The sequence below is a fragment of the Mesorhizobium loti genome (assembly GCF_013170705.1).
In the GTDB taxonomy this organism is placed as follows: Bacteria; Pseudomonadota; Alphaproteobacteria; order Rhizobiales; family Rhizobiaceae; genus Mesorhizobium; species Mesorhizobium loti_D.
Window position 1 is genome coordinate 5724225 of the sequence record NZ_CP033334.1, and the last position, 21524, is coordinate 5745748.

Below are 21524 nucleotides of genomic sequence, written 5' to 3' on the forward strand. Positions count from 1 at the left end.
GAAAACTACGGTGCGGGCTGTACATTGTCACGAGGGGCGGCGGCACGCGAGAGCCGGTCGTTGATGGCCTCGCCAAGCCCGTCGAATGGAATCGTCTCGACGGCGATGGTGCGCGCGCCGCTGCGGTCGAGTTCCTGCATATAGGCGAAAAGATTGCCTGCCGCTTCGCGCAGGTCACCGGTTTCAGACAAATTGAGGAACGCTGCGGCATCACGCCAGCCTTCGGCCCGCTGGCGCCCGAAGCCGAGCAGGGCTTCGTCTTTGCCTACCGTTCCGGCGTTGAGCCGCACCCCTGCCCCCGGCGCGTAGTGCGAGGCAAGCATGCCCGGCGCCTCGATGCCGGCGGCACCGCCACGAAACAGTTTCACGCCAATGGCCGCTTCGATTTCCTCGGCGGAGACGCCCCCTGGCCGAAGCAAGCGCACTCCTGCCCCTTCGGCTTTGACGATGGTCGATTCCAGCCCGACCGGCGTCGCGCCGGCATCGACCACCAGCTTGATGCGCGTCCCGAGATCCGCCGCCACTGCTTGTGCGGTCGTCGCGCTGATCTTGCCGGATGAGTTGGCGCTGGGCGCGGCAAGTGGCCGGCCGAGTCTTGCGATGAGGTCACCGCCAAAGCCCCTCGGCATGCGCAAGGCAATCGTATCGAGCCCGGCCGTGACTAGCGGATGGATGCCGTTTCCGGGCCGCTGCGGCAGCACCAGCGTCAGCGGACCCGGCCAGAACGACTGCGCCAGTCTCCTCGACAGCGGATCGAATATTGCGATGCGCTCGGCCATCGCCATGTCAGCGACATGGGCGATCAGCGGATTGAAACGCGGCCGCCCCTTGGCCTCGAAGATACGCGCTACGCCGATGCCGTTAGTGGCATCGGCGGCAAGCCCGTAGACGGTCTCCGTCGGGATGGCCACGACATCGCCGCCCCGAAGCAGAGCCAGCGCCCGCTCCAACGCTTCGTCGACGGCAAGTATCTCAGCCACTCTCGTCACCTCGCAGATGCCGGCTGCGTAGTACGATGGCGGCTATTGGGCAAGCCGGCTGTTGGGCAAGAGAGGGTCTTGGCGAATTATCAATTCCTAAAATGCTACGTTTTCGCGAAAGCCGGCATCAATTCCGGTCCGCTACCGTCAGGGCCTGGTAAAGGGGAGTGGTCATCGTGTCTGTGCGTATCCTGTTGGGGATCACTCTGGCGGCGTTGAGCGGCGGAGTTCAGGCCTCGTCACTTGTCTTTCCCGGCGCGCCGGCCGCGACGCCCTCCATCCTTGTCGTGAAGGCGGACGGCATCCGAGCAAGCGACGTGCTGTCCGTCGTCGAGCTCGGCGAACCCGAGGTTACTGATGAAAAGGTGGCGGCGATCCCCAACGCGCCCGAGCCACGGCACGGTTTCATACAGGGCCCGATGATCATTCGTGGCGGCGTGGCCGGCGGCGACTTCTCGAAACCGACGCTAGTCAAGGCACCTGCCACGACCGCCACCCCCGCTCCTGCTCCAGCCCAGGCGACCGCCTCGGCGGTTCCGGCGTCGGGCACGCAGAAGAAGCCGACCGCACGGGCAGCCGCACCGACGCCCGCTCCCGGGGCCAACAAGGTCAAGTAGCGGCCACAAATTGCTGGACTGGCCAGATCGTTGACAGCTTGACGGCGCCCTGCGCACCATTGCCGCGCGAGTTCGCCTTGAAGTATCTGACCGCTCGAAGCCGCCTGGATTTGGTCAAGCGATTCAGGCCAAGGGGCGGCTCTGGCAGACGACTTCGTCGTTCAAAGGGGGTTGATCATGAGACTATCCAAGACAGTTACCGTGGCCGCGCTTTTGCTGGCATCGATGCTGGGTGCCAGCGCGGCGCAAGCCGATGACATGCTGGGATCCTATGTGGCGCGTATTTCCGATCGGGATCACCAGGCGAGCGACGGCTATGCGCTGGACAGCGCCGCGCAGATGGTGCGGCAGGACCGCGCCAACTGGCACAAATTCCATCGCCGCGACCGCGACGATGAGGGTGATGCCTGGTTCAGGACCAACGACCAGCGCGCCGATCTGCAGCGCATGCTGGAACGTCCCGGCGCGATGAGTTCCTCGACCAAGCGCGCCATCGTCAACGGCGAACCGCTGATCCAGGTCGATGTCTACGAAAACAGCGTGCGGGTCAGCGTCCTGGAGAACTGACAAGTCAGTTCGGGACGACCGACAAAAAGGGCGGCGCCGATGCGCCGCCCCTTCTTCCCGACAAAACCGGATTGAAATCTCAGGCCGCTTCTTCCTTGTCGTCGTCTTCGTCGGACTCGGCGTCTTCTTCGTCCTCGGCGTCGTCGCCTTCGGCCTTCACGGCTTCATCGTCGTCTTCGTCGGACTCTTCGCCGTCTTCATCGTCGCCTTCTTCGTCATCGGCATCGTCGTCATCCGACAGATCGGCGGCTTCGACCGCGGCGGCGGCGGCGTGATCGATGGCGGTTTCGGAAGCGGATTCAAGCGCCTCGGCGCCGGCCGAGGTTTCTTCAGTCACTTCGATTTCGTGATCGGAATTCATGGAAGCCTCCGTTGGGTTGGGGAACATGTCCCTTTTGCCACGCAGAGATCATCGTCATATGACTGTAAGCCGGCTCGAACGGCCGGCCGGAAGATATTTTTCCTGGGCGCTCAACCGGCGATTTTCGAGAAATCAGCGACCTGCCCCGTGGCCGCGCGGATGCGCGTGAGAAGCGCAAGACGGTTGGCCCGCACCGCCAGGTCTTCATCATTCACGAGAACGCCTTCAAAGAATGAATCAACGGGTTCGCGTAACGCGCTAAGCGCCAGCATGGCGGCGGAAAAGTCTTCGTTTTGAATCGCTTCGCCGGCTTGCTTCTCGGCCTGATTCACCGCCGCGAACAGCGATTTCTCGGCATTCTCCTTGAACAGAGCCGGCTCAACGGCTTCGGCGACCGCCGTTTTCTTCTTCTCTTCGGCAGCCAGGATGTTGGCCGCGCGCTTGGTGCCGGCGAGCAAGTTCTTGCCGTCCTCTGTGTCAAGGAAAGAGCCGAGCGCCTCGACGCGGCGGACGATCTGCAGGAGGTCGTCGGACTGCGGGGTGATGACGGCGTCGATGAGATCGTGCCGGGCGCCCTGATCGCGGAGGTAGACTTTCAGGCGGTCGTGGAAGAAGGCCAGGAGGTCTCGGATCTGCTCCACGCCGCCCCCCGCATACCGGGCACCAGCCTTTGCAAAAAGGGAAGTGAGCCGCAATTGAATTCGATTCTCGACCAAAATCCTCACAACGCCCAGCGCTGCGCGACGCAACGCATAAGGATCCTTTGACCCCGTCGGCTTTTCATCGATCGCCCAGAAGCCGACCAGCGTATCGAGCTTGTCGGCGAGCGCGACGGCGACCGACACCGGGTCGCTCGGCACATAATCGGACGGGCCCTGCGGCTTGTAGTGTTCTTCGATGGCCGCGGCCACGGAGGGGTGTTCGCCCTGCAGCAGCGCGTATTTGCGGCCCATGGCCCCCTGCAGTTCGGGGAACTCGCCGACCACCTCGGTGGTGAGATCAGCCTTGGCGAGAACCGCGGCGCGGGCGGCGAGCGCCGGCTCAGCGCCGACGTTCGGCGCCAATTCCCCAGCCAATCGCTGGATCCGCTCCACCCGCTCGCCTTGCGTGCCGAGCTTGGCGTGGAAGGTGACGCCGAGATGGTCGAGGCGGGCCATGCGCTGGTCGAGCGGCTTCTTCAGATCGAGCCCAAACTTTTTTGCCGACGCTTCGAGCTGGCCGAGGTCCGGCAGATCGCCTTGGTCGGTCGTCCAGAAATAGAGCGCGTCGGAGAGGCGCGCGCGCACCACCTTGCCGTTGCCGTGGGCAATCTCCTTGCCGCCGTCCCTGGCCTCGATGTTGGAAGTGAGGATGAAGCGGTTGGACAGCGTTTCGCCTTCACCTTGCGGGCGCGTGACAAAGCACTTCTGGTTGGCGCGGATGGTCAACCGGATCACCTCGGCCGGAATGGCGAGAAATGCCTCCTCGAACTCACCCATCAGCACGACAGGCCATTCGACCAGCCCGGACACTTCCTCCAACAGCCCATCGTCCTCGACCAGATCGAGCCCGTTGGCAAAGGCGAGGTTGCGGGCGTCGGCGAGGATGATCTCCTTGCGCCGCTCGGCATCGAGCACGACCTTCGCGGCCTCCAGCTTGCTCACATAATCGTCGAAGCGACGCACGGTGATTTCGCCGGGCGCCAGGAAGCGGTGGCCATAGGTGGTGTTGCCGGAGCGGATGCCGTCGATCTCGAAATCGACCACGACAGGCTCCTCGGTCTCCGGGCCGAAGGTGCACAGGATCGATTGCAGCGGCCGCACCCAGCGCAGCGAGCCGGGCTTGGCCGAGGCCGGCCCCCAACGCATCGATTTCGGCCAGGGGAAATTGCGGATGATGCCAGGCACCAGTTCGGCGATGATCTCTTCAGCCGCCCTGCCCGGCTTCGAAATGTGAGCGACATAGAAGTCGCCCTTCTTCGGATCGGAGTGGACATGTGCCTCGGCGATGGAAGACAGGCCGGCCTTGCGCAGGAACCCCTGGACCGCCTGCTCGGGCGCCGTCGTCGACGGCCCCTTGATCTCTTCACTTATATCCTTCGAGCGCGCCGTCAGGCCCCTGATGTCGAGCGCCAGACGCCGCGGCGTCCAGTACTCGCGCGCCGCCTCATAGGTCAGCCCCGCCTCGACCAGACCGTCGGTCAGCATCTTCCTGAGATCACCAGCCGCCTTGCGCTGCATGCGGGCGGGGATCTCTTCCGAGCGGAGTTCTAGAAGCAGGTCAGGCATGGTTAGCTCCTCACCCTCCCCTTGATGGGGAGGGTCGGCGCGTTAGCGCCGGGGTGGGGTGGCGGCGTCTCGGTCTCAAGCGCCTTCGGCGTCTCGCGGGCCAAGGTGGGATTTTCGTTCTTCCACCGCCGCATAAATCGTATCGAGCACGGAATCCAGTTCGTTTTTGATTTCATGGTTCCAGAAGCGGATCACGCGATAACCCTGGCTCTCAAACCATCTTGTTCGACGCTCGTCATGGCGTTGCGGGTCATCGAGGCTGTGATGGGCGCCGTCCACCTCGACGATCAACTTCAGCCGATGTGAGATGAAATCAGGGAAGTAGATACCGACCGACGCTTGCCTGCGGAAATGAGTGTCTTCGACTGGAATGCGCCATAGATGCCGCCACAAGATGCGCTCCTCGTCGGTCATTGCCGCACGAAGCCGTTGCGCGGACAGCAGCTTGAACCGATCGAGTTTCGGCATGGAAAGTCGCGCCAGCACCCCCACCCGCCGCTTCGCGGCGACCTCCCCATCTAGGGGGAGGTAAGAGGGCATAGCAACTCGGCTGGCCGCTGTCACCCTTTCCGCGAGGTGATCGCCGACTTCGGCTGATTTCCAGAAACTTTGGCTGCCCTGTCGGGACGCGGCGATCCGGCCCGTCCTTGGATCAAAGATTTCCATGAACCGAACGCGGCGCTGAAGCGACCCACGCTCAGGCAGGGAACTATTGGCTGAACGACGATGAAAACGGCATCCAGACTTCTGCAGATCCTCGCGCTCAGCGCCTGCTTCACCGCGCAGGTCCACGGCACCTTCTCGATGCCGGGCGTACGGCAGGCGCTGCGGACGATGGCCGGACAAAGCGGCCAGATCCTGTCGCCGGCCCACGCTTCCCTCGAAATGATGAAGGGGGCCTGACTCAGGCCGCCAAACCACCAGCCTGCGTCTTCAAGAAGGCCTCGCCGCAGGCCTTCGCCAGATTGCGCACCCGCAGGATGTAGCTCTGCCGCTCCGTGACCGAGATCACGCCGCGCGCGTCGAGCAGGTTGAAGACGTGGCTGGCCTTGATGCACTGGTCGTAGGCCGGGAAAACCATCTTGTGCATCGGCAGATTGTCGTTCGAGGCCGGCGCACCGGCATCGAGCAGCGCCTTGCACTCGGCCTCGGCATCCTCGAAATGCCTGAGCAGCATCGCCGTGTTGGCGTATTCGAAATTGTGGCGCGAATATTCCTGCTCGGCCTGCAGGAAGACGTCGCCATAGGTCACCTTGTCGGCGCCCTCGCGGCCGTTGAAGTTGAGGTCGTAGACATTGTCGACGCCCTGCACATACATGGCCAGCCGCTCCAGCCCATAGGTCAGTTCGCCGGCCACCGGCGCGCATTCGATGCCGCAGACCTGCTGGAAATAGGTAAATTGCGAGACTTCCATGCCATCGCACCAGCATTCCCAGCCAAGACCCCAGGCGCCCAGCGTCGGGCTTTCCCAGTCGTCCTCGACAAAGCGGATGTCATGCAGCAGCGGGTCGACGCCGATCGCCTGGAGCGAACCGAGATAGAGTTCCTGCAAGTTCGGCGGATTCGGCTTCAGGATCACCTGGTATTGGTAGTAATGCTGCAGCCGGTTCGGGTTCTCGCCGTAGCGGCCGTCCTTGGGACGGCGCGAAGGCTGGACATAGGCGGCGTTCCAACGACGCGGTCCGAGCGCGCGCAGCGTCGTTGCCGGATGAAACGTGCCGGCGCCGACCTCCATGTCGTAGGGCTGGAGAATGACGCAACCATAGGCGGCCCAGTAATTGTGCAAGGTCAGGATCAGCCCCTGGAACGAGCGGCTGGGATGCATATGGGCGGGAATTTCAATCGTCACGGGTGGCCTCGACAGCAAAGGCTAGCTTGCCGGCACGTCCTAGAGACACGACGGCGAAGCGTCAAGCAAGGCACGCCGGATGCGGACGCCGAGAGGGTGCCGCGCAACGTTGAAGGTTTGCCGGAAGACTGCGATCTGCTTCGTCCCCTGTTCCAGGGTCAGCTGATATTCAGGTGATGCCGGCCCGAGCTGAATTCTGGCAAGCCCACGCCCGAAATGGAAAACGGGGCTGCCAAAGAAGCCCCGTTCGCATTCAAAAAGCCGACTTCACCCCTTCGGGGCGGGCACCGGCTCGGGCTTGACCTTCGGTGTTTCCTGCGCCGTGTTGGATTCGATCGGCGGCAGGCCCTTCATCAGCTTCTGCTGCAGCGTGGCCAGCACATCGGGATCGGGCTTCAGGTCGCGGGCCTGGTTCCATTGGAAGGTGGCTTCCAGCTTGCGCCCTACGCGCCAGTAGGCATCGCCGAGATGATCGTTGAGAACCGGATCCTCCGGCTTCAGCGATACGGCACGCTCCATCTCGCGCACCGCGTCATCAAACCTGCCGAGCCGGAAATAGGCCCAACCCAGCGAATCCACGATGTAACCGTCGCTCGGCCTGAGGTCGACGGCCTTCTGGATCATCGCCAGGCCTTCCTTGAGGTTGGTGTTCATGTCGACCCAGGAATAGCCGAGATAGTTCAGCACCTGGGGCTGGTCCGGCTGCAATTCCAGCGCCTTGCGGAAATTCGGCTCGGCCTTTGGCCATTCCTTCAGGCGCTCATAGGCGATGCCGCGCTGGTAGAAGATGTTCCAGTTGGCCGCGGTCGGCGTCTTCAGCACCTCGACAGCCTTGTCGTAGAGGTTGGCGGCGGAGCGGAAATCGTCCTTGGAGGAATAGACGCCGCCGAGCGCCAGATAGGCGCGCATGTCGTTGGGATGGGCGTCGACGAAAGCCTTCAGGTGAGTGATCGCCTCGTCATGGCGATCGAGATCGGCAAGGTTGAGGCCAAGCTGCAAGTCCGAAAGCTCTTTCAGCGGCGAAGAATCAGGGATGCGCCGATAGAGCGCGATGGCGCCCTCGCCGTCCTTCAGCTGTTCGGCGACGGCGGCGAGTTGCACGAGGGCAGCGTCGCTGTCGGGCCGCAGAGCCAGGGCGTATTGCAGGTAAAGACGGACGAACGGCTCGCCACCGCCACGGTTGAGCGCGGTGGCGAGATCGAGCAGGATTTCGGAAGCGCCATCGGACGGACCCGAGACAAACGGCGCGATCTTGTCGCCCTTGGCGATCCTGTCGCGCAAGGAGACGATTTCGAGCTTGCCCGGCGAAAACGTTTCAGCCTGATCCAGCACCGATATCGCCTTGGCCTTGTCGCCCTTGCGGGCCAGGAACGAGGCATAGGCCTGGGCATTGCGCATCCAGGTTTCAGGCGCGGCGCCGCCGGCGGCCGTGTCCTGCATCGTCGCGGCGTAGATCGCCTGGGCCTTCTCGGGCATGTTGGAGGCATCGGCGATCAGCGCGCGGTGGAAGGCCTTGAACAGGCCGAACCAGTCGGGGCCCTGAAGCTTGTCGATGGAGGCCATTGCATCGCTGGCCTGGCCGGCGCCCTGTTGGGCCCAACCGGACATGACGCCGGAGATCAGCCGGTCGAGGTCGGATTCCAGCGACAGCTTGAGCCAATACTGCGCCTTGGTGAAATCCTTCTTGTGGAAGGAATCGACAGCCAGCGCCAGGCGCGAGAATCGCTCCACATCGGGCACTTCCTTGAGCTTGTCGGCATAGACCAGGGATTCGTCGAAGCGGCCTTGCGCGATCAGCGACAGCATCAGGCTCTGTTGCAGGCCGGTGTCGCTCGGGTCAAAGGCCAGGGCCTGCTTGTAGTAGGCGATGGCGCTGTCGAGATCGTTGTCACCTTCGGCGATCCGGGCAGCCAGATAGGCACCCGAGAACGAGGAAATCTTGACCGGTTCGGTGGATTGCTTGGCATAGGCAGGCAAAGCCGAGATCGCCATGCCCGTCACAATTGCCAGCCTTGTCAGCCAGCGCGCACGTCCTTGCTGCATCGTATCCCTTTCAGCCAGGCGCCATCTCCGCGTCAGCGGGATCGACGTAGACTCGATCTTTCCGGGCAAAGCATGGCCTTTTTGGGGTCGCGCTTCAATCCGCCTGAAATTCACAATCGGGTCAGCCGATTAACAAACCATGGCTGGAACAGATTTTCGACCGGGGAAAAGCCCGCGTCAAGGTCAGCGCGGTACGGCGGACCGCTGCACCCTGGTATCGGGAAAGCCGCCGGCCGCTATCGCTCCGCACAACTCGTTCCATTCGCAGCCGCAGCAAGCCTTGCGTACGCCGCCAGCCGAAAACGCCCGGCGCATCCGTGCCAGTGTTGCCGCATCGAGATCGAGGCGGACGCCGGGTTGGATTGGCAGGGCCAGCAAATCCTCGACATCGCGTGCCGCTAGCCGGTCCCGCTCGCTGACGCTCTCGTTGAGACAATGCGGTTCCGGCCCGTCGAGCAACGGCGCGCACACATCATCCGGACCGGAGACGAGGAGGATGTCCTCGCCCCGGCTCAGGCGCTCCGCGATCGCGTCATAATTGGCGGTGAAGGCGGGGCTGTATCCCTTGCCCACATAGGTGAGCAGGCAAAGGAGGTGGTGGGCGCGCAGCCTGACCGTCACGGATTGGCCGGCTTGGCCTTGCCGCGAAGCGCCATGAGTGTCGCCGCGCCGAGCGCCGACTTCAGCAATCCGCCGACGATGAACGGCAGGAAGCCGAAGGTTATGGCCTGCTCGGCACCGATCATGACGGCAAGCCATGCCGTGCCGAGAGCCAGGCAGGCCAGATTGCCGAGCAGCATGGCGGCAAAGGCAAGCACCACCCTGTTGCCGTTCCAGCCGCGCTCGGCCAGCCAGCCGACCAACGCGCCGGTGACCGGGAAGGCGAAGAGATAGCCGCCGGTCGGCCCGACGAAATGCGCGGCGCCGGCAGCGCCGCCGGCCAGGACCGGAAAGCCGGCCGCGCCTTCGACAAGCCACGCAGCGATGGTGATCGCGCCAAGACGCCAGCCATAAAGCGCACCGATCAATGTCACCGCGAAAGTCTGCATGGTCACCGGCACCGGCACCATCGGCACTTCGATGTAGGATGACAGCGCCAGGAACAGCGTCCCGAGCACGACGGCTCCAACTTGCCAGGCGAGCGAGCGATCCTGGAGCCGAAGCGGGCTGAAGGACGGCTTGCGGGACGTGAATGCGATGTCTGTCATAGGGATTTCCTTCGACCGATTGAAATTATAGATAATTTCTTTTTTCGATCTATTATCGAATCCACATTTCCCAGGAGATAGCAAGCCTTGGCTGTGCAAAGACTGCCTAGCCGACGATCGCGAAGGCTTCGCGCGTCGCGCCCGAGGCCGTCCTGACCGGCTTGCGGCCGATCCATTGGACATGGCGCCCCAGCGTTGCAGCGGCCGATTCGGTGTTTCCCTGCCGCAAGGCGGTCAGGATTGCCCGGTGGTCCTGATCGGTGCGCGTCTCCCATTCCGATCGCCATGCCGCGAACAGGAAGCGGGCACTGGCGGCGTGCAGATCGTCGATGGTGGCGAGCAGGCGGGGCATGGCACATGGCGCCAGGATCAGCCGGTGAAAGGCGCGATTGGCTTCCTCCCATGACCTGACGTCGCGGGATTTGTCTCCGGCCTTGGTCGCTTCCTCGGCGAGATCGAGAATGGCTGACGTCAGGTGCGGCGCGGCGTGGCGCAGTGCCAGCACCTCGAGTGCCGCCCGCATTTCGGCGACCTCCTTGACCTCGCCAAGATCGAAGGCGGCGACGCGCACGCCGCGGCGCGGTTCGCTGACGGCCAAGCCCTGCGCCTCGAGACGGCGGAACGCCTCGCGCACGGGAACATGGCTGGTATGGAATTCCTCGGCGATATGATCCTGGCGCAGCCTGGCCCCCGGCTCTATCGCGCCAGAGATGATGCGGTCCGCCAGCGCCTTGCTGATGCGCACCGCGATGGTGTCGTCCGTGCCCTTTGCCATGTTTTATAGATAATTTGCGGCAGGGCAGCTTGTCGAGACGGCGAGGCCGTATTCATCGGCGTTCTCCCCAGCACAAACCAAGGAATTCCGGGAAAGGCCGGCCTTCTCAGTTCACCCGGCTGATGCAGAAATCGATGACGTCGATCAGCGCCGACTTCTGCGGCGTTTCTTCCAGCGGCGCCAACGCATCGCGGGCGATCTCGCCGAAGTGGCGGGCTCGCCCGATCGTGTCGGCTATGGCGCCATGGCGGGTCATCAGGCCGATCGCCTTTTCCAGGCCCGCATCGTCGACGATGTTGTCCTCGATGGCACGTTTCCAGAAGGTGCGCTCGGCCTTGGTGCCGCGCCGGTAGGCGAGAATGACCGGCAGTGTCACCTTGCCCTCGCGGAAATCGTCGCCGACATTCTTGCCCAGATCCTTGCTGGTGCCACCATAATCCAGCGCATCGTCGATCAGCTGGAAGGCAAGGCCGAGATTCATGCCGTAGGAGCGCAGGGCCGCGCGATCGTTGCGGGTCGCCTGGGCAATGACGGGGCCGACTTCTGCGGCGGCCGAAAACAGCGCGGCGGTCTTGGCCTTGATGACGGCGAAATGCTCATCCTCGGTGGTTTCGAGGTTCTTGGCGGCGGCAAGCTGCATGACCTCGCCCTCGGCGATGATCGAGGCAGCACTCGACAGGATGTCGAGAGCCTCGAGCGAGCCGACGTCGACCATCATGCGGAAGGCCTGGCCGAGCAGGAAGTCGCCGACCAGCACGCTCGCCTGGTTGCCCCAGATCATGCGGGCGGTCTTCTTGCCGCGTCGCATGCCGCTCTCGTCGACGACATCGTCGTGGAGAAGCGTGGCCGTGTGCATGAACTCGACCGAGGTGGCGAGCTTGACGTGGCCTTCGCCGGCATAGCCGAACATCTGCGCGGCGGCGAGCGTCAGCATCGGCCTGAGCCGCTTGCCACCGGACGAGATCAAATGGTTGGCGACCTCGGGAATCATCTCGACGTCGGAGCCGGCCTTGGACAGGATCAATTCATTCACGCGCCCCATATCGGTGGCCGTCAGATCGATGAGATCCTTGATGGAGGCGGGTTCCCGCTTCCCGTTTTCGATGTTGAGAACGACACCCACGACAATCACTCCCGTCTTGGTAAAACGCGTGCGACGGCACCCTTAGTCCCGATACGGACTCTAGGGCGGCGGACACGGCCACGGCAAGTGGCGAATTGGCGCGGCGCCGGTAACAGCCTGTCAACCGCTGGAGGAGCGAGGCCCGGCCAGGGAATCTCCGCCCGTTTACATCAATAGCGCAAACTGCGAGTTTCATCGGATGATAGAACTTGTCCGCACAAACGATGCCGTGATCATCTCCTTCGTCGAATCGCTGATGCGCGACGCCGGCATCGCCTGCTTTGTCGCCGATCAGAATATGAGCATTCTCGAAGGGTCGATCGGCCTTTTGCAGAAACGCGTCATGGTCGACGCCGATCAGGTCGATGCCGCGCGGCGTATCCTGACGGACGCCGGCATCGCCAACGAGATCCGCACAAAATAATGCCGGCCGCGCCAGCCGCCCCTGCCCTTGACACCCTTGGCCCGGACACGCCGGCCCATACGGTCGACGCCTTCCATCGCGGCCGGTTCTGGCTGGTGCAGCCCAAGCATGGCGGCCATCGCGCTGGCATGGATGCGATGATGCTGGCGGCGTCCGTACCATCCGCCTTTGGCGGACGCCTCGCCGATTTCGGCGCCGGCGCAGGCGCCGCCGGCCTGGCCGTGCTGTCGCGATGCCCGGCGGCCCAGGCCGTGCTGGTCGAACGCGCGCCGGAAATGGCGGCCTTTGCGGCGGCCACCCTTGCTCATCCCGGCAATGCCCATCTCAGTGATCGTGCATCCGTGCTCGTCGCCGATGTCACGGTATCCGGCCAGGCCCGGGCGGCGGCAGGTCTGGCCGACAATGACTTCGACTACGTCATCATGAACCCGCCCTTCAACCCCGCCCGGGACCGCGCCACGCCTGACCGGCTGAGAAAGGAAGCCCATGTCATGGAGGACGGGCTGTTCGAAAGCTGGATCCGAAGTGCGGCGGCGGTGGTCAAGCCGCGCGGCGGGTTGGCCGTCATCGCGCGGCCCGAACAGCTCGGCGCCATCCTCGACGCGATCGCAGGCCGTTTCGGCGATGCCGAGATGCTCGCCGTGCACCCTCGCCCCGACGCAGCGGCGATCCGCATCGTCGTACGCGCCGCGCTGGGAACCCGCGGAAAACTCGCCATCCGTCCGCCCCTGATGCTGCATGCGCAATCGGGCAATGGCCCCGACGAACGCAGCGAAATGATCACCAACGGTCTCGCCTCGCTGTTTGGAGATTGAGCTATTCCTGGCCGCCACATTGCCGTTGGCCGGGAAATCCCTACATGCCTGCAACCCATCGACCGGAGACCGCGTCCTCGTGAAACGTCTTTTCAACCGCCTGCTCCCGAAATCCTGGCGCTCCACCGTCGTCACCATTCCGGTCATCCGACTGCACGGCACCATCATGTCGGGCGGCCAGTTCAGGCAGAACCTGTCGCTGGCCTCCACCGCCGGCCTCATCGAAAAGGCCTTTTCCTTCGACGCGCCGGCGGTCGCCGTCTCGATCAATTCGCCCGGCGGTTCGCCGGTGCAGTCGCGGCTGATCTTCAAGCGCATCCGCGACCTGGCGAACGAAAAGAACAGACAAGTTCTGGTCTTCGTCGAGGACGTCGCCGCCTCCGGCGGCTACATGATCGCGGTCGCCGGTGACGAGATTTTTGCCGATCCCTCCTCCATCGTCGGCTCCATCGGCGTAGTCTCGGCCTCGTTCGGTTTTCCTGAACTGATGAAGAAGATCGGCGTCGAGCGCCGTGTCCACACCGCCGGCCAGAACAAGGCTGTGCTCGATCCGTTCAAGCCCGAGAAGAAGGAGGACGTCGAGCGGCTGAAGGCACTGCAGCTGGAGGTGCACGACACGTTCATCGATCTGGTCAAGGAGCGGCGCGGCACGAGACTGAAGGACGATCCGGACCTGTTCACCGGCCTGTTCTGGACCGGCAAGAAAGGCCTGGAACTCGGCCTCGTCGATGCGCTCGGCGACATGCGCACCGTGCTGAAGACCCGGTTCGGGGCAAAGACCCAACTCAGGCTGGTCTCGGCGCCGCGCGGCTTCCTCAGCCGCTTCGGCCTGTTCGGCTCGAGCAAGGGCTTTTCGGCGCCCGATATCGCCGGCGCTGCCGCCAGCGGCATCATCGATGCGGCGGAAGAGCGCGCGCTGTGGGCTCGCTTCGGGCTTTGAAAACCGGGCGAAACCGTCTAGCATGAGCGCTTGTAGTCTAATGCATGTCGTTTTCCCAAAACCGAACGCAGTTTTGGGCAACATGCATCAACCGACCCGACCGCCGCCTTCGCCGGCCCAGCGTGGGAGGAGTTTTGACATGCCGCAGATCATTTTCTTCACCGTCGTTGGCGTCGCCGCCTATTTCGGCTACCGCACTTTCGTCCGGGAAGCCGAGCGCGTGACCGCCAAGGTGCGGCGGACTGAAAAGCAGGCGGCCAACGGCGCCATGGGGACGCTGGTCAAGGATCCGAAGACCGGCGAATACCGGCTGGCCAAGGACTGAGCATCATCCCCCACACGACTGACGCCGTGGACACCGAGATCGGTTCGCGCACTTGGCCCGCGCATGCCAAGATCAATCTGGCGCTGCATGTCACCGGCAGGCGGCCTGACGGCTATCACCTGATTGAAAGCCTGGCGGTGTTCACGCGTTTTGGCGACCGGGTCGAAGTCGCACTCGCCGACAGCGACGATTTCACCGTGTCCGGCCGCTATGCGCCGTCAGTTCCCCTGGATGCCAGCAATCTCGCGCTGAGGGCGCGCGATGCCCTGCGACGAGAGGCTGGCTCAGAGCGAACTCCGCCCGTCGCCATAAAACTCGAAAAGAACCTGCCGGTCGCCTCCGGCGTCGGAGGCGGATCGAGTGACGCGGCAGCCGTATTGCGCGGACTGGTGCGGACATGGGACCTGGCCATCGACGACGCCAGGCTGGCACGGATCGGTCTCTCGCTTGGCGCCGACGTCCCGATGTGCCTGGCGGCAAAGCCGCTGGTGGCGCGCGGCATTGGTGACGAACTGTCGATGGTGCCGGATTTTTCGGCGCTTGGACTGGTGCTGGTCAATCCGGGCACGCCGGTCTCGACGGCGGACATCTTCGCAGCCCTGTCGCGCCGCGACAATGAACCACTGGCGCCGTTGCCGCGCAGCATCGATTTTCACAGCCTGCGCAACTGGCTGGAGGTCACCCGCAACGATCTCGAACCGGTAGCAGTGGCGCTGCAGCCCGCCATAGGCCGGGCGCTGTCGTGGCTTGACAAGGCCGGATCGGGGTTTTCACGCATGTCCGGATCGGGCGCGACATGCTTCGGCCTGTTCGAGACCGGCAATGTCGCCAAGCGGGCGGCAGCCGAAATACGCGGCCGCCAGCCCGACTGGTTCGTCGCGGCGACGCGCAGCATCGCATCGGAGGCCGAATGAAATGGCTGGGATTAACGAGAGCCGTTCTTTCATTCCGGTTCGCATCGCGGTGCTGACCGTTTCCGACACGCGCAGCCTTGCCGACGACAAATCCGGCCAGACATTGGCCGATCGCATCACCGAGGCCGGCCATATCCTGGCCGCCCGCGACATCGTCACCGATGATCGCGACAAGATCCGCGACACGGTCCTGGCGTGGTCGCGGGACAAGAATATCGATGTCGTCATCACCACCGGCGGCACCGGCTTCACCGGGCGCGACGTGACGCCGGAGGCGCTGGAGCCGATCTTCGAAAAGCGCATGGACGGCTTTTCAGAGGTGTTCCACCGCATCTCCTACGACAAGATCGGCACCTCGACGATCCAGAGCCGGGCGACCGGCGGCGTCGTCAACGCCACTTTCGTCTTCGTGCTGCCGGGCTCGCCCGGCGCCTGCAAGGACGCCTGGGACGGCATCCTGAAGGCGCAGCTCGACTACCGCCACATGCCGTGCAACTTCGTCGAGATCATGCCGCGCCTGGACGAACATCTGCGGCGCGGCAAGTCGGCTCCGTAAAAGCTGAGGGCAAAGCCCGGTTTCACGCCGCGTTTGCCAGGCAGAACGGCGCCGGCGCCTTCGAAACGCCATTCCAAAGCGGATGCCGGAGAAAGTACCTTTTCCTGGAACGGCAATAGCCGATCCCGGCGAGGACGATGCGATGAACGAGCATACCGGCGGATGCCATTGCGGCAACATAGGCCTTCGATTTTCAACCGAACGCGATCCATCGCAAATCGAGGTCCGCGCCTGCCAATGCTCGTTCTGCATCAAGCATGGCTCGCGCGCCGTGGCCGATCCGGACGGCAGGCTGACCATCTCGGTCAGGGATATCGCGCGGTTGCGCAGATACCGCTTCGGGTTGAGGACGGCCGACTATCTGATCTGCTCAGATTGCGGCGTCTATGTCGCCGCGATCACCGGAGACGACACGAAGGCAATCGTCATCATCAATGCCCTGGACGACCAAAAGGCGTTCAGCCGCGAGCCTCTCCCTGTCAATTTCGACGGGGAAAGCAGAGAGCAACGCGCTGCCAGGCGTCGCCTCCGCTGGATGCCGGGCGAGATCAGCTTCGATTGATCGCGCTCAGCGGATGACCGGCTCTCCATGGAAGCGCCGGCGTGACGGGCGCGAAACACCGAAGCCCACCTCCATCATCAGCCGGGGCGTGCGGGCCGGCACGGTGCCCATGTGGAAACCGAACGGGTCCTCGACGAAGCCGAAGCCGGCCTCTCCGGTCAGGGTAACCGGGCTTTGCTCGCCATAGACGTCCAGGACCTCCTGGGCGGAATGGCCGACCAACAGGGTCAGCTGATGCTTTATGGCGCGGCGCCTGTGGCTGCCCCTGACATAGACATGCGGGCCGGTGTCGGCGTCGACAGGCCTGAGGTAGAAGAAGAATTTCAGCATGCGCCAGTCGTCGAGGTCGAAATGATACTTGCCGAGCGAGGCGAGGTTCTTGTCGGCGTCGGAGGCCTCGCCGGTTGGAAAGCTCCACCAGACGCGTGTGGTGATCAGTTTCGCCTGGCCGCCGAGATAGTGCGCGGCAATGTCGAGCAGCAGCGGGTCGCGCTGTATGGCGAGTGCCGCCGGGCAGTCGAGGATGCGCTCGAAATAGTGTCCGCTGAGCAACGACCGAGCCAGGCGTTTCTCGGCTTGCGCATGCTCGCCCGGCATGAATTCGAGACGGCGGTCGAAATTGCCGAAGCAAGGCGTGCGTTCCGCGAAACGCGCGATCTCCTCATGAATTTCCGATGGCAGGACCAGGCCTGAAAACAGGCCGTCGGAGCGCAGCGCGTCGACCACCGCCGCCCGCTCGACACCGGAAAACATCGTATCCCCAACATTGCCGGCAGGACGGGCGCGTTTTGCACCCAGCCAATGCATCCTTCGCCCAGGCATGGTGCGCGCCAGCATGAACATCGGCAGCCAGGCAGGGTTTTCGCGCAGGTCCGTGAGATAGGTCGGAATGCGCGCGGCGATGCGCCGCAACAGGCTGCCATTGCGGGCAATGGCCTCAAGGCTGGCGGCGCCGGATTGTTCAGAGGTTGAAAGGTTCATCGGATCCTCGTCGATGAGCGTGAACCCGATGCCGCATCGGCGCCCACCACTCGTATGACCCAAACCCAATTCACCACCTCGGGGAGAGGCTAACCCCGCGTCACGTTTTGTGCAATGCACAATAGGCAGAGCAAATGCAAAAAAATCACTTTGGCAAGCGGTGCTGCTGCTTTGGCGGCGCTACCCAGATCTCGGCGTCGAGCCTCTTTGTCGCCAGGCCGCGCGCCAGCGCTTCGGCGCTACCGGCGCTCTTAGACAAGGACGCGGCTTGCCGCTTGCTGATCACCAGACCGTCGGCGAGCGCGCGGTTCCCCGAAAAGACCCGAGCCAGGAACGGTGTGCGGCTGCCCCGCGCGCGTGAGAATCGCGCCGCCATGGTTTGCCGCGCCGTGTGGGCGACAACCGCTTCGATCCAGCCCTCCACCAGCCGCGCGCCGGGCTCCAGCAGCAGCAGCCAGTCACCCTTGGCCTGCCGGATCCCCAAGGCAATGCCGCCGCTCGCCACGTACTGGCAGCCGGCATGCTCGGCGACATGATGCGTCTGGTCCGTGGAGCCGGCGTCGCAGACGACGACCTCGCGCACGACACCCTCGACAGCGCCGCCAACCAGCGAGCCGAGCGTACGGGCGAGAGCCTCTTCGTCATTGCGCGTTTCAATGAGAACACTGAGCATGTTTAGCCGAATAGCGGAAAGCAGCGCACAGCGCCAGTTTTTGCAGCGCAACATAGAAAGTTCTTGATTTGTTCTCATCAAGAAAATAGGAATAATTTCATGAACCGAGCGATTCGAAACAACATGGACAGTCCCTGGGAGCGGGCCAAGATGGAACCGATCGTGCGCGCCGACATTGCAGCCTTCGGAGCTGGACGAGCCGAGATGGCCAATGCGATGATCGAGCAGAGTGGCATGCGTATCCGTCCGGACCGCAATCGCGGCCGGTCGGCGGGCATCAATCCGTCCGGCCGGTTCGAGCCAGTCAGCCGCCATGTCTTCGATGATGGCTGGGATTCGCTGGAGGAACTGCCACCCTTCAAGACCGAGGTGCAGGTTGAAAAGCCGCGCACCATCATCACCCGCAACGAATCGCCCGATATCTCCTTCGACCGGTCGATCAACCCCTATCGCGGCTGCGAACATGGCTGCGTTTATTGCTTCGCACGGCCGACGCACGCCTTCATGGGGCTGTCGCCGGGCCTGGATTTCGAATCCAAGCTGTTCGCCAAGCCGGATGCGGCGCGGTTGCTCGACAAGGAGCTGTCGAAGGACGGCTACCAGCCGCGCACCATCGCCATCGGCACCAACACCGATCCCTACCAGCCGATCGAAAAACAGTACCGGATCATGCGCGAGATCCTCGAAGTGCTGGAAGCGCGTGGCCATCCAGTCGGCATCGTCACCAAGTCCGCATTGGTGACGCGCGATATCGACATCTTGTCGCGCATGGCCGAGCGCGGGCTGGCCAAGGTGGCGCTGTCGGTGACGACAATGGACCGCATGCTGGCGCGCACCATGGAGCCCCGAGCGTCGACGCCGACCAAGCGGCTGGAGGCGATCCGGCAGCTTTCGGATGCCGGCATTCCGGCTTCGGTGATGGTGGCGCCGATCATCCCCGGCCTCACCGACCAGGAGATGGAACGGATCCTCGATTCGGCGCACGCGGCGGGTGCGCGCGAGGCGGGCTACGTCGTTCTGCGCCTGCCTTTGGAGGTCAGCCCGATCTTCAAGGACTGGCTGCTGCGCCATTACCCCGATCGCTACCGCCACGTGATGTCCCTGATTCGTTCGATGCGCGACGGCAAGGACTACGATTCGGAATGGGGCAAGCGCATGAAGGGCGCCGGACCCTACGCCTGGCAGATCGGCCGCCGCTTCGAGATCACCGCCAAACGGCTCGGTCTCAACGCTGAGCGGCGCACGCTGCGCACCGACCAGTTCGTCGCGGCCGGAAAGGATCAGGAGCAGCTGATGCTGCTCTGAACGCCCCCGTCACCGCCGCCGCCCATTGCGGTCGCGGCAAAGAATCCCGTCCGGCCTGCCCCGGCCTGCAGACGGTGCCCTCCCGGTCCGGCGCCCCACCCGACCCGGAGGGACTTGCGGAGAATCGGAGCCGATGCGAACCTCGCCGCAACATGGCTCGCGCGCGTTCCGATTCTCCGCTTCTCTTCGAAATCGTCGAGAAACCCGATTTCTCCTTCGAGACGAAGGCGATGGCTGACGGGTTATGGCCCGTCGCGGGAATGGATGAGGCCGGCCGCGGCCCACTGGCCGGGCCGGTGGTCGCTGCTGCGGTGGTGCTCGATCCAGCCAACATTCCCGAAGGCCTCGACGATTCCAAACGTCTCAGTCATTTGCAGCGCGAGGCGCTGTTCCTGCGCATTCTTGGCTCCGCACAGGCGGTTTCGATGGCCTCCATCAGTGCCGAAGGCATCGATGGCAGCAACATCCTCAAGGCGAGCCTGGAGGCGATGCGGCGCGCGCTGGTCGGACTGTCGGTCCGCCCGAAACTCGCGCTTGCCGACGGCCGCGATGTGCCGCCCGGACTGCCGTGCGACGGCCGCGCGTTGATCAAGGGCGACCAGCGCTCGCAGTCGATCGCCGCCGCCTCGATCGTCGCCAAGGTGATGCGCGACCGCATGATGTGCGGCTGCGGCAGCCATCACGACCGCTACGGCTTTGAAGTCCACATGGGCTACGCCACGGCCCGCCACCGCACGGCGATCGAGGCGCATGGCCCCGTCGCCCGGCTGCACCGCGTGTCGTTTGCGCCTTTCAGGCTGGGCGGGGCCGAGGTGACGGAAGAAGAGAGCCTGGCCGGGCTGGATTGAGCCAAGCGCGTAATCTCCCCCTCGAGGGGAGATGGCCGGCAGGCCAGAGGGGTCGCCGCTCATGGAAGCGCCGACTTTTTCTATTCTACGCCGCAAAGATTGTTCTGTTCTACGCCGCAAAATTGCGCTGAGACCGGTCGAACCGACCCCCTCTGTCGCCTTCGGCGACATCTCCCCCTCGAGGGGGGAGACTATCCGCGCCACAACAAAAAAGCCGCCAGGTTGCCCGGGCGGCTCCATGTCGGCGGTTCGGGAATCGCTCAGTTCAGCTTGGCCTTCACATCCGCGAGCGAAGCCTTGAACAGGTCGGCGCCGGCCTTGACGTCGACCTTGGCGGCCAGCAGCGCGCGGGCGGCTTCGACTGCGATGTCGACGGCGCTGGCGCGCACCTCGGCGACCGCGTCGCGTTCAGCCTGACCGATCTTCTGTTCGGCAAGAGCGGTGCGCCGGGTAACGTAGTCCTCGGTCTTCTTGTGTGCTTCCGCGGCGAGCAGTTCGGCCTCTCGCTTGGCGGCCGCCACGATGTCGGCAGCCTCCTGCTCGGCTTCCTTGCGCTTCTTCTGGTACTGGCCGAGCAGCTGCTGGGCCTCGTCGCGCAGCTTGCGCGCCTCGTCGAGTTCACTGCTGATCCTGGCGGCACGGGCATCGAGCGCCTTGGCGATCAGGCCAGGCACCTTGATGTAGATGGCGACGCCCAGGAAGATGATCAGGGCTATCGTTGCCCAAAGCGTTGCGAGAGATGTGGCGTCCATGATGCGCTCCTCACCGAGCCACGGATTTGACCGCGGCCGCGATCTCGGTCTTGCTGGCCTTGCCGCCGCCGACCAGTGCCTCGACGATTGCCGAAGCGGTGTCCTCGGCGATGCTGCCGACTTCCTTCATGGCATTGGCCTTGATGGAAGAAATGCGTGCTTCGGCCTCGCCAAGCTTCTCGTCGAGCGCCGCCTCGATCTTCTTGCGCGTGGTCTCGGCTTCCGCCTTGGCCGCATCGTTGGCCTGCTGGCCGATCGAGTTGGCGTTCTTCTTGGCTTCCGCCAGTTCCTGCTCGTAAGCGGCAACAGCGGCGTCGGCCTCGCCCTTCAACTTGCTCGCCTGGTCTAGATCCTGGCTGATGCGGTCGTTGCGGACATCGATGATGCCGCCGACGCGCGGTACCACGACCCGCTTCAGGAAGAGGTAGAACAGCCCAAAAGTGATCGCCAGCCACAGAAGCTGCGACGGGAAGGTCGCAGGATCGAACGGCGGAAATGCGCCATGTGCCTCGGCAGGCACGCTGGTGCCGGAATGCGTGTCGCCTCCGGTCGCGGCATGGCTGGTATCGGCGGCGGGCGCTGACTCTTGCGCGAAGGCAGATGTCACGAACATGGACTATCCCCAGATATCAGGCCCGC

The 21524-nt window shown here is 63.9% G+C and carries 26 protein-coding genes; 12 read left to right on the plus strand and 14 right to left on the minus strand.

Features of this window, described 5'->3' with window-relative positions:
- Window positions 1-5: 5 nt before the first annotated feature.
- On the minus strand, window positions 6-980 hold the full coding sequence (locus tag EB815_RS28175) for an L-threonylcarbamoyladenylate synthase (protein ID WP_056564079.1): 975 nt from the start codon (window positions 978-980) through the stop codon (window positions 6-8).
- Between the two features lie 176 nt (window positions 981-1156).
- Here EB815_RS28175 and EB815_RS28180 point away from each other — a divergent pair, with 176 nt between their 5' ends.
- Entirely contained in the window at window positions 1157-1597 is a 441-nt protein-coding gene (locus EB815_RS28180; protein ID WP_056565634.1) for a hypothetical protein, read from the plus strand.
- A 177-nt stretch (window positions 1598-1774) separates the two neighbouring features.
- Window positions 1775-2164 (plus strand): hypothetical protein, encoded by a 390-nt coding sequence (locus EB815_RS28185; RefSeq protein ID WP_056565636.1) that lies wholly within the window; start codon window positions 1775-1777, stop codon window positions 2162-2164.
- Window positions 2165-2243: 79 nt separating this feature from the next.
- Here EB815_RS28185 and EB815_RS28190 read toward each other — a convergent pair whose 3' ends face one another.
- The 3 genes from EB815_RS28190 to EB815_RS28200 form a co-directional block, all read right to left on the minus strand.
- Window positions 2244-2525 carry a hypothetical protein gene (locus EB815_RS28190; RefSeq protein WP_056564082.1) on the minus strand — a complete coding sequence of 94 codons (282 nt, stop codon included), beginning with the start codon at window positions 2523-2525 and terminating at the stop codon, window positions 2244-2246.
- 110 nt (window positions 2526-2635) lie between these two features.
- Window positions 2636-4792 carry a glycine--tRNA ligase subunit beta gene (gene glyS / locus EB815_RS28195; protein WP_056564085.1) on the minus strand — a complete coding sequence of 719 codons (2157 nt, stop codon included), beginning with the start codon at window positions 4790-4792 and terminating at the stop codon, window positions 2636-2638.
- Between the two features lie 75 nt (window positions 4793-4867).
- The gene (locus tag EB815_RS28200) at window positions 4868-5458 is read right to left on the minus strand and encodes an endonuclease domain-containing protein (RefSeq protein ID WP_244493900.1); all 591 of its coding nucleotides are present in this window, start codon (window positions 5456-5458) and stop codon (window positions 4868-4870) included.
- 60 nt (window positions 5459-5518) lie between these two features.
- Between EB815_RS28200 and EB815_RS28205 the strand changes: the two genes are divergently transcribed.
- Window positions 5519-5695: a hypothetical protein gene (locus EB815_RS28205; RefSeq protein ID WP_171883324.1), complete on the plus strand. Its 177-nt coding sequence runs from the start codon at window positions 5519-5521 to the stop codon at window positions 5693-5695.
- Window position 5696: 1 nt separating this feature from the next.
- Here EB815_RS28205 and EB815_RS28210 read toward each other — a convergent pair whose 3' ends face one another.
- The 6 genes from EB815_RS28210 to EB815_RS28235 all read right to left on the minus strand — a co-directional run bounded on the left by EB815_RS28210 (window position 5697) and on the right by EB815_RS28235 (window position 11790).
- Window positions 5697-6617 (minus strand): glycine--tRNA ligase subunit alpha, encoded by a 921-nt coding sequence (locus tag EB815_RS28210; protein ID WP_171883367.1) that lies wholly within the window; start codon window positions 6615-6617, stop codon window positions 5697-5699.
- A 291-nt stretch (window positions 6618-6908) separates the two neighbouring features.
- Window positions 6909-8684 carry a tetratricopeptide repeat protein gene (locus EB815_RS28215; RefSeq protein WP_056564096.1) on the minus strand — a complete coding sequence of 592 codons (1776 nt, stop codon included), beginning with the start codon at window positions 8682-8684 and terminating at the stop codon, window positions 6909-6911.
- A gap of 183 nt (window positions 8685-8867) precedes the next feature.
- Window positions 8868-9305 carry a DUF1284 domain-containing protein gene (locus EB815_RS28220; RefSeq protein WP_056564098.1) on the minus strand — a complete coding sequence of 146 codons (438 nt, stop codon included), beginning with the start codon at window positions 9303-9305 and terminating at the stop codon, window positions 8868-8870.
- Window positions 9302-9892: a biotin transporter BioY gene (locus EB815_RS28225; protein WP_065004954.1), complete on the minus strand. Its 591-nt coding sequence runs from the start codon at window positions 9890-9892 to the stop codon at window positions 9302-9304. The genes EB815_RS28220 and EB815_RS28225 overlap by 4 nt, the downstream gene beginning before the upstream one ends.
- 106 nt (window positions 9893-9998) lie before the next feature.
- Window positions 9999-10667 (minus strand): GntR family transcriptional regulator, encoded by a 669-nt coding sequence (locus tag EB815_RS28230; protein ID WP_065004953.1) that lies wholly within the window; start codon window positions 10665-10667, stop codon window positions 9999-10001.
- A 106-nt stretch (window positions 10668-10773) separates the two neighbouring features.
- Window positions 10774-11790, minus strand: a complete 1017-nt coding sequence (locus EB815_RS28235) for a polyprenyl synthetase family protein (protein ID WP_065005113.1) — start codon at window positions 11788-11790, stop codon at window positions 10774-10776.
- A gap of 199 nt (window positions 11791-11989) precedes the next feature.
- On the opposite strand from EB815_RS28235, the gene EB815_RS28240 reads away from it, so the two are divergent.
- From EB815_RS28240 to EB815_RS28270, 7 genes are all read left to right on the plus strand, one after another.
- A complete protein-coding gene (locus EB815_RS28240; protein WP_056564102.1) occupies window positions 11990-12214 on the plus strand; it encodes a DUF2007 domain-containing protein in 225 nt (74 codons plus the stop codon).
- Window positions 12214-13029, plus strand: a complete 816-nt coding sequence (locus EB815_RS28245; protein ID WP_056564103.1) for a tRNA1(Val) (adenine(37)-N6)-methyltransferase — start codon at window positions 12214-12216, stop codon at window positions 13027-13029. The genes EB815_RS28240 and EB815_RS28245 overlap by 1 nt, the downstream gene beginning before the upstream one ends.
- A 79-nt stretch (window positions 13030-13108) precedes the next feature.
- A complete protein-coding gene (locus EB815_RS28250) occupies window positions 13109-13969 on the plus strand; it encodes a S49 family peptidase (protein ID WP_056564104.1) in 861 nt (286 codons plus the stop codon).
- A gap of 139 nt (window positions 13970-14108) precedes the next feature.
- A complete protein-coding gene (locus tag EB815_RS28255) occupies window positions 14109-14294 on the plus strand; it encodes a membrane protein (RefSeq protein ID WP_013896713.1) in 186 nt (61 codons plus the stop codon).
- 26 nt (window positions 14295-14320) lie between these two features.
- Entirely contained in the window at window positions 14321-15208 is an 888-nt protein-coding gene (locus EB815_RS28260) for a 4-(cytidine 5'-diphospho)-2-C-methyl-D-erythritol kinase (protein ID WP_065004952.1), read from the plus strand.
- Between the two features lies 1 nt (window position 15209).
- Window positions 15210-15764 (plus strand): molybdenum cofactor biosynthesis protein B, encoded by a 555-nt coding sequence (moaB, locus tag EB815_RS28265; protein WP_065004951.1) that lies wholly within the window; start codon window positions 15210-15212, stop codon window positions 15762-15764.
- A gap of 142 nt (window positions 15765-15906) precedes the next feature.
- The gene (locus EB815_RS28270; RefSeq protein ID WP_065005112.1) at window positions 15907-16326 is read left to right on the plus strand and encodes a GFA family protein; all 420 of its coding nucleotides are present in this window, start codon (window positions 15907-15909) and stop codon (window positions 16324-16326) included.
- 6 nt (window positions 16327-16332) lie between these two features.
- On the opposite strand, the gene EB815_RS28275 is transcribed toward EB815_RS28270, so the two are convergent.
- Window positions 16333-17307: a hypothetical protein gene (locus EB815_RS28275; protein ID WP_065004950.1), complete on the minus strand. Its 975-nt coding sequence runs from the start codon at window positions 17305-17307 to the stop codon at window positions 16333-16335.
- A gap of 145 nt (window positions 17308-17452) precedes the next feature.
- Window positions 17453-17980, minus strand: coding sequence for a glycosyltransferase (locus EB815_RS28280; protein ID WP_056564116.1), 528 nt, complete (start codon window positions 17978-17980; stop codon window positions 17453-17455).
- A 150-nt stretch (window positions 17981-18130) separates the two neighbouring features.
- On the opposite strand from EB815_RS28280, the gene EB815_RS28285 reads away from it, so the two are divergent.
- Together EB815_RS28285 and EB815_RS28290 are read left to right on the plus strand one after the other, a co-directional pair.
- On the plus strand, window positions 18131-19285 hold the full coding sequence (locus EB815_RS28285; RefSeq protein WP_065005111.1) for a PA0069 family radical SAM protein: 1155 nt from the start codon (window positions 18131-18133) through the stop codon (window positions 19283-19285).
- Between the two features lie 152 nt (window positions 19286-19437).
- Complete coding sequence (locus EB815_RS28290; protein ID WP_056564120.1) at window positions 19438-20133, plus strand: ribonuclease HII; 696 nt, start codon at window positions 19438-19440, stop codon at window positions 20131-20133.
- Between the two features lie 260 nt (window positions 20134-20393).
- On the opposite strand, the gene EB815_RS28295 is transcribed toward EB815_RS28290, so the two are convergent.
- A complete protein-coding gene (locus EB815_RS28295) occupies window positions 20394-20885 on the minus strand; it encodes a F0F1 ATP synthase subunit B (protein ID WP_056564123.1) in 492 nt (163 codons plus the stop codon).
- A gap of 10 nt (window positions 20886-20895) precedes the next feature.
- Entirely contained in the window at window positions 20896-21498 is a 603-nt protein-coding gene (locus EB815_RS28300; protein WP_056564126.1) for a F0F1 ATP synthase subunit B, read from the minus strand.
- Between the last annotated feature and the right edge of the window lie 26 nt (window positions 21499-21524).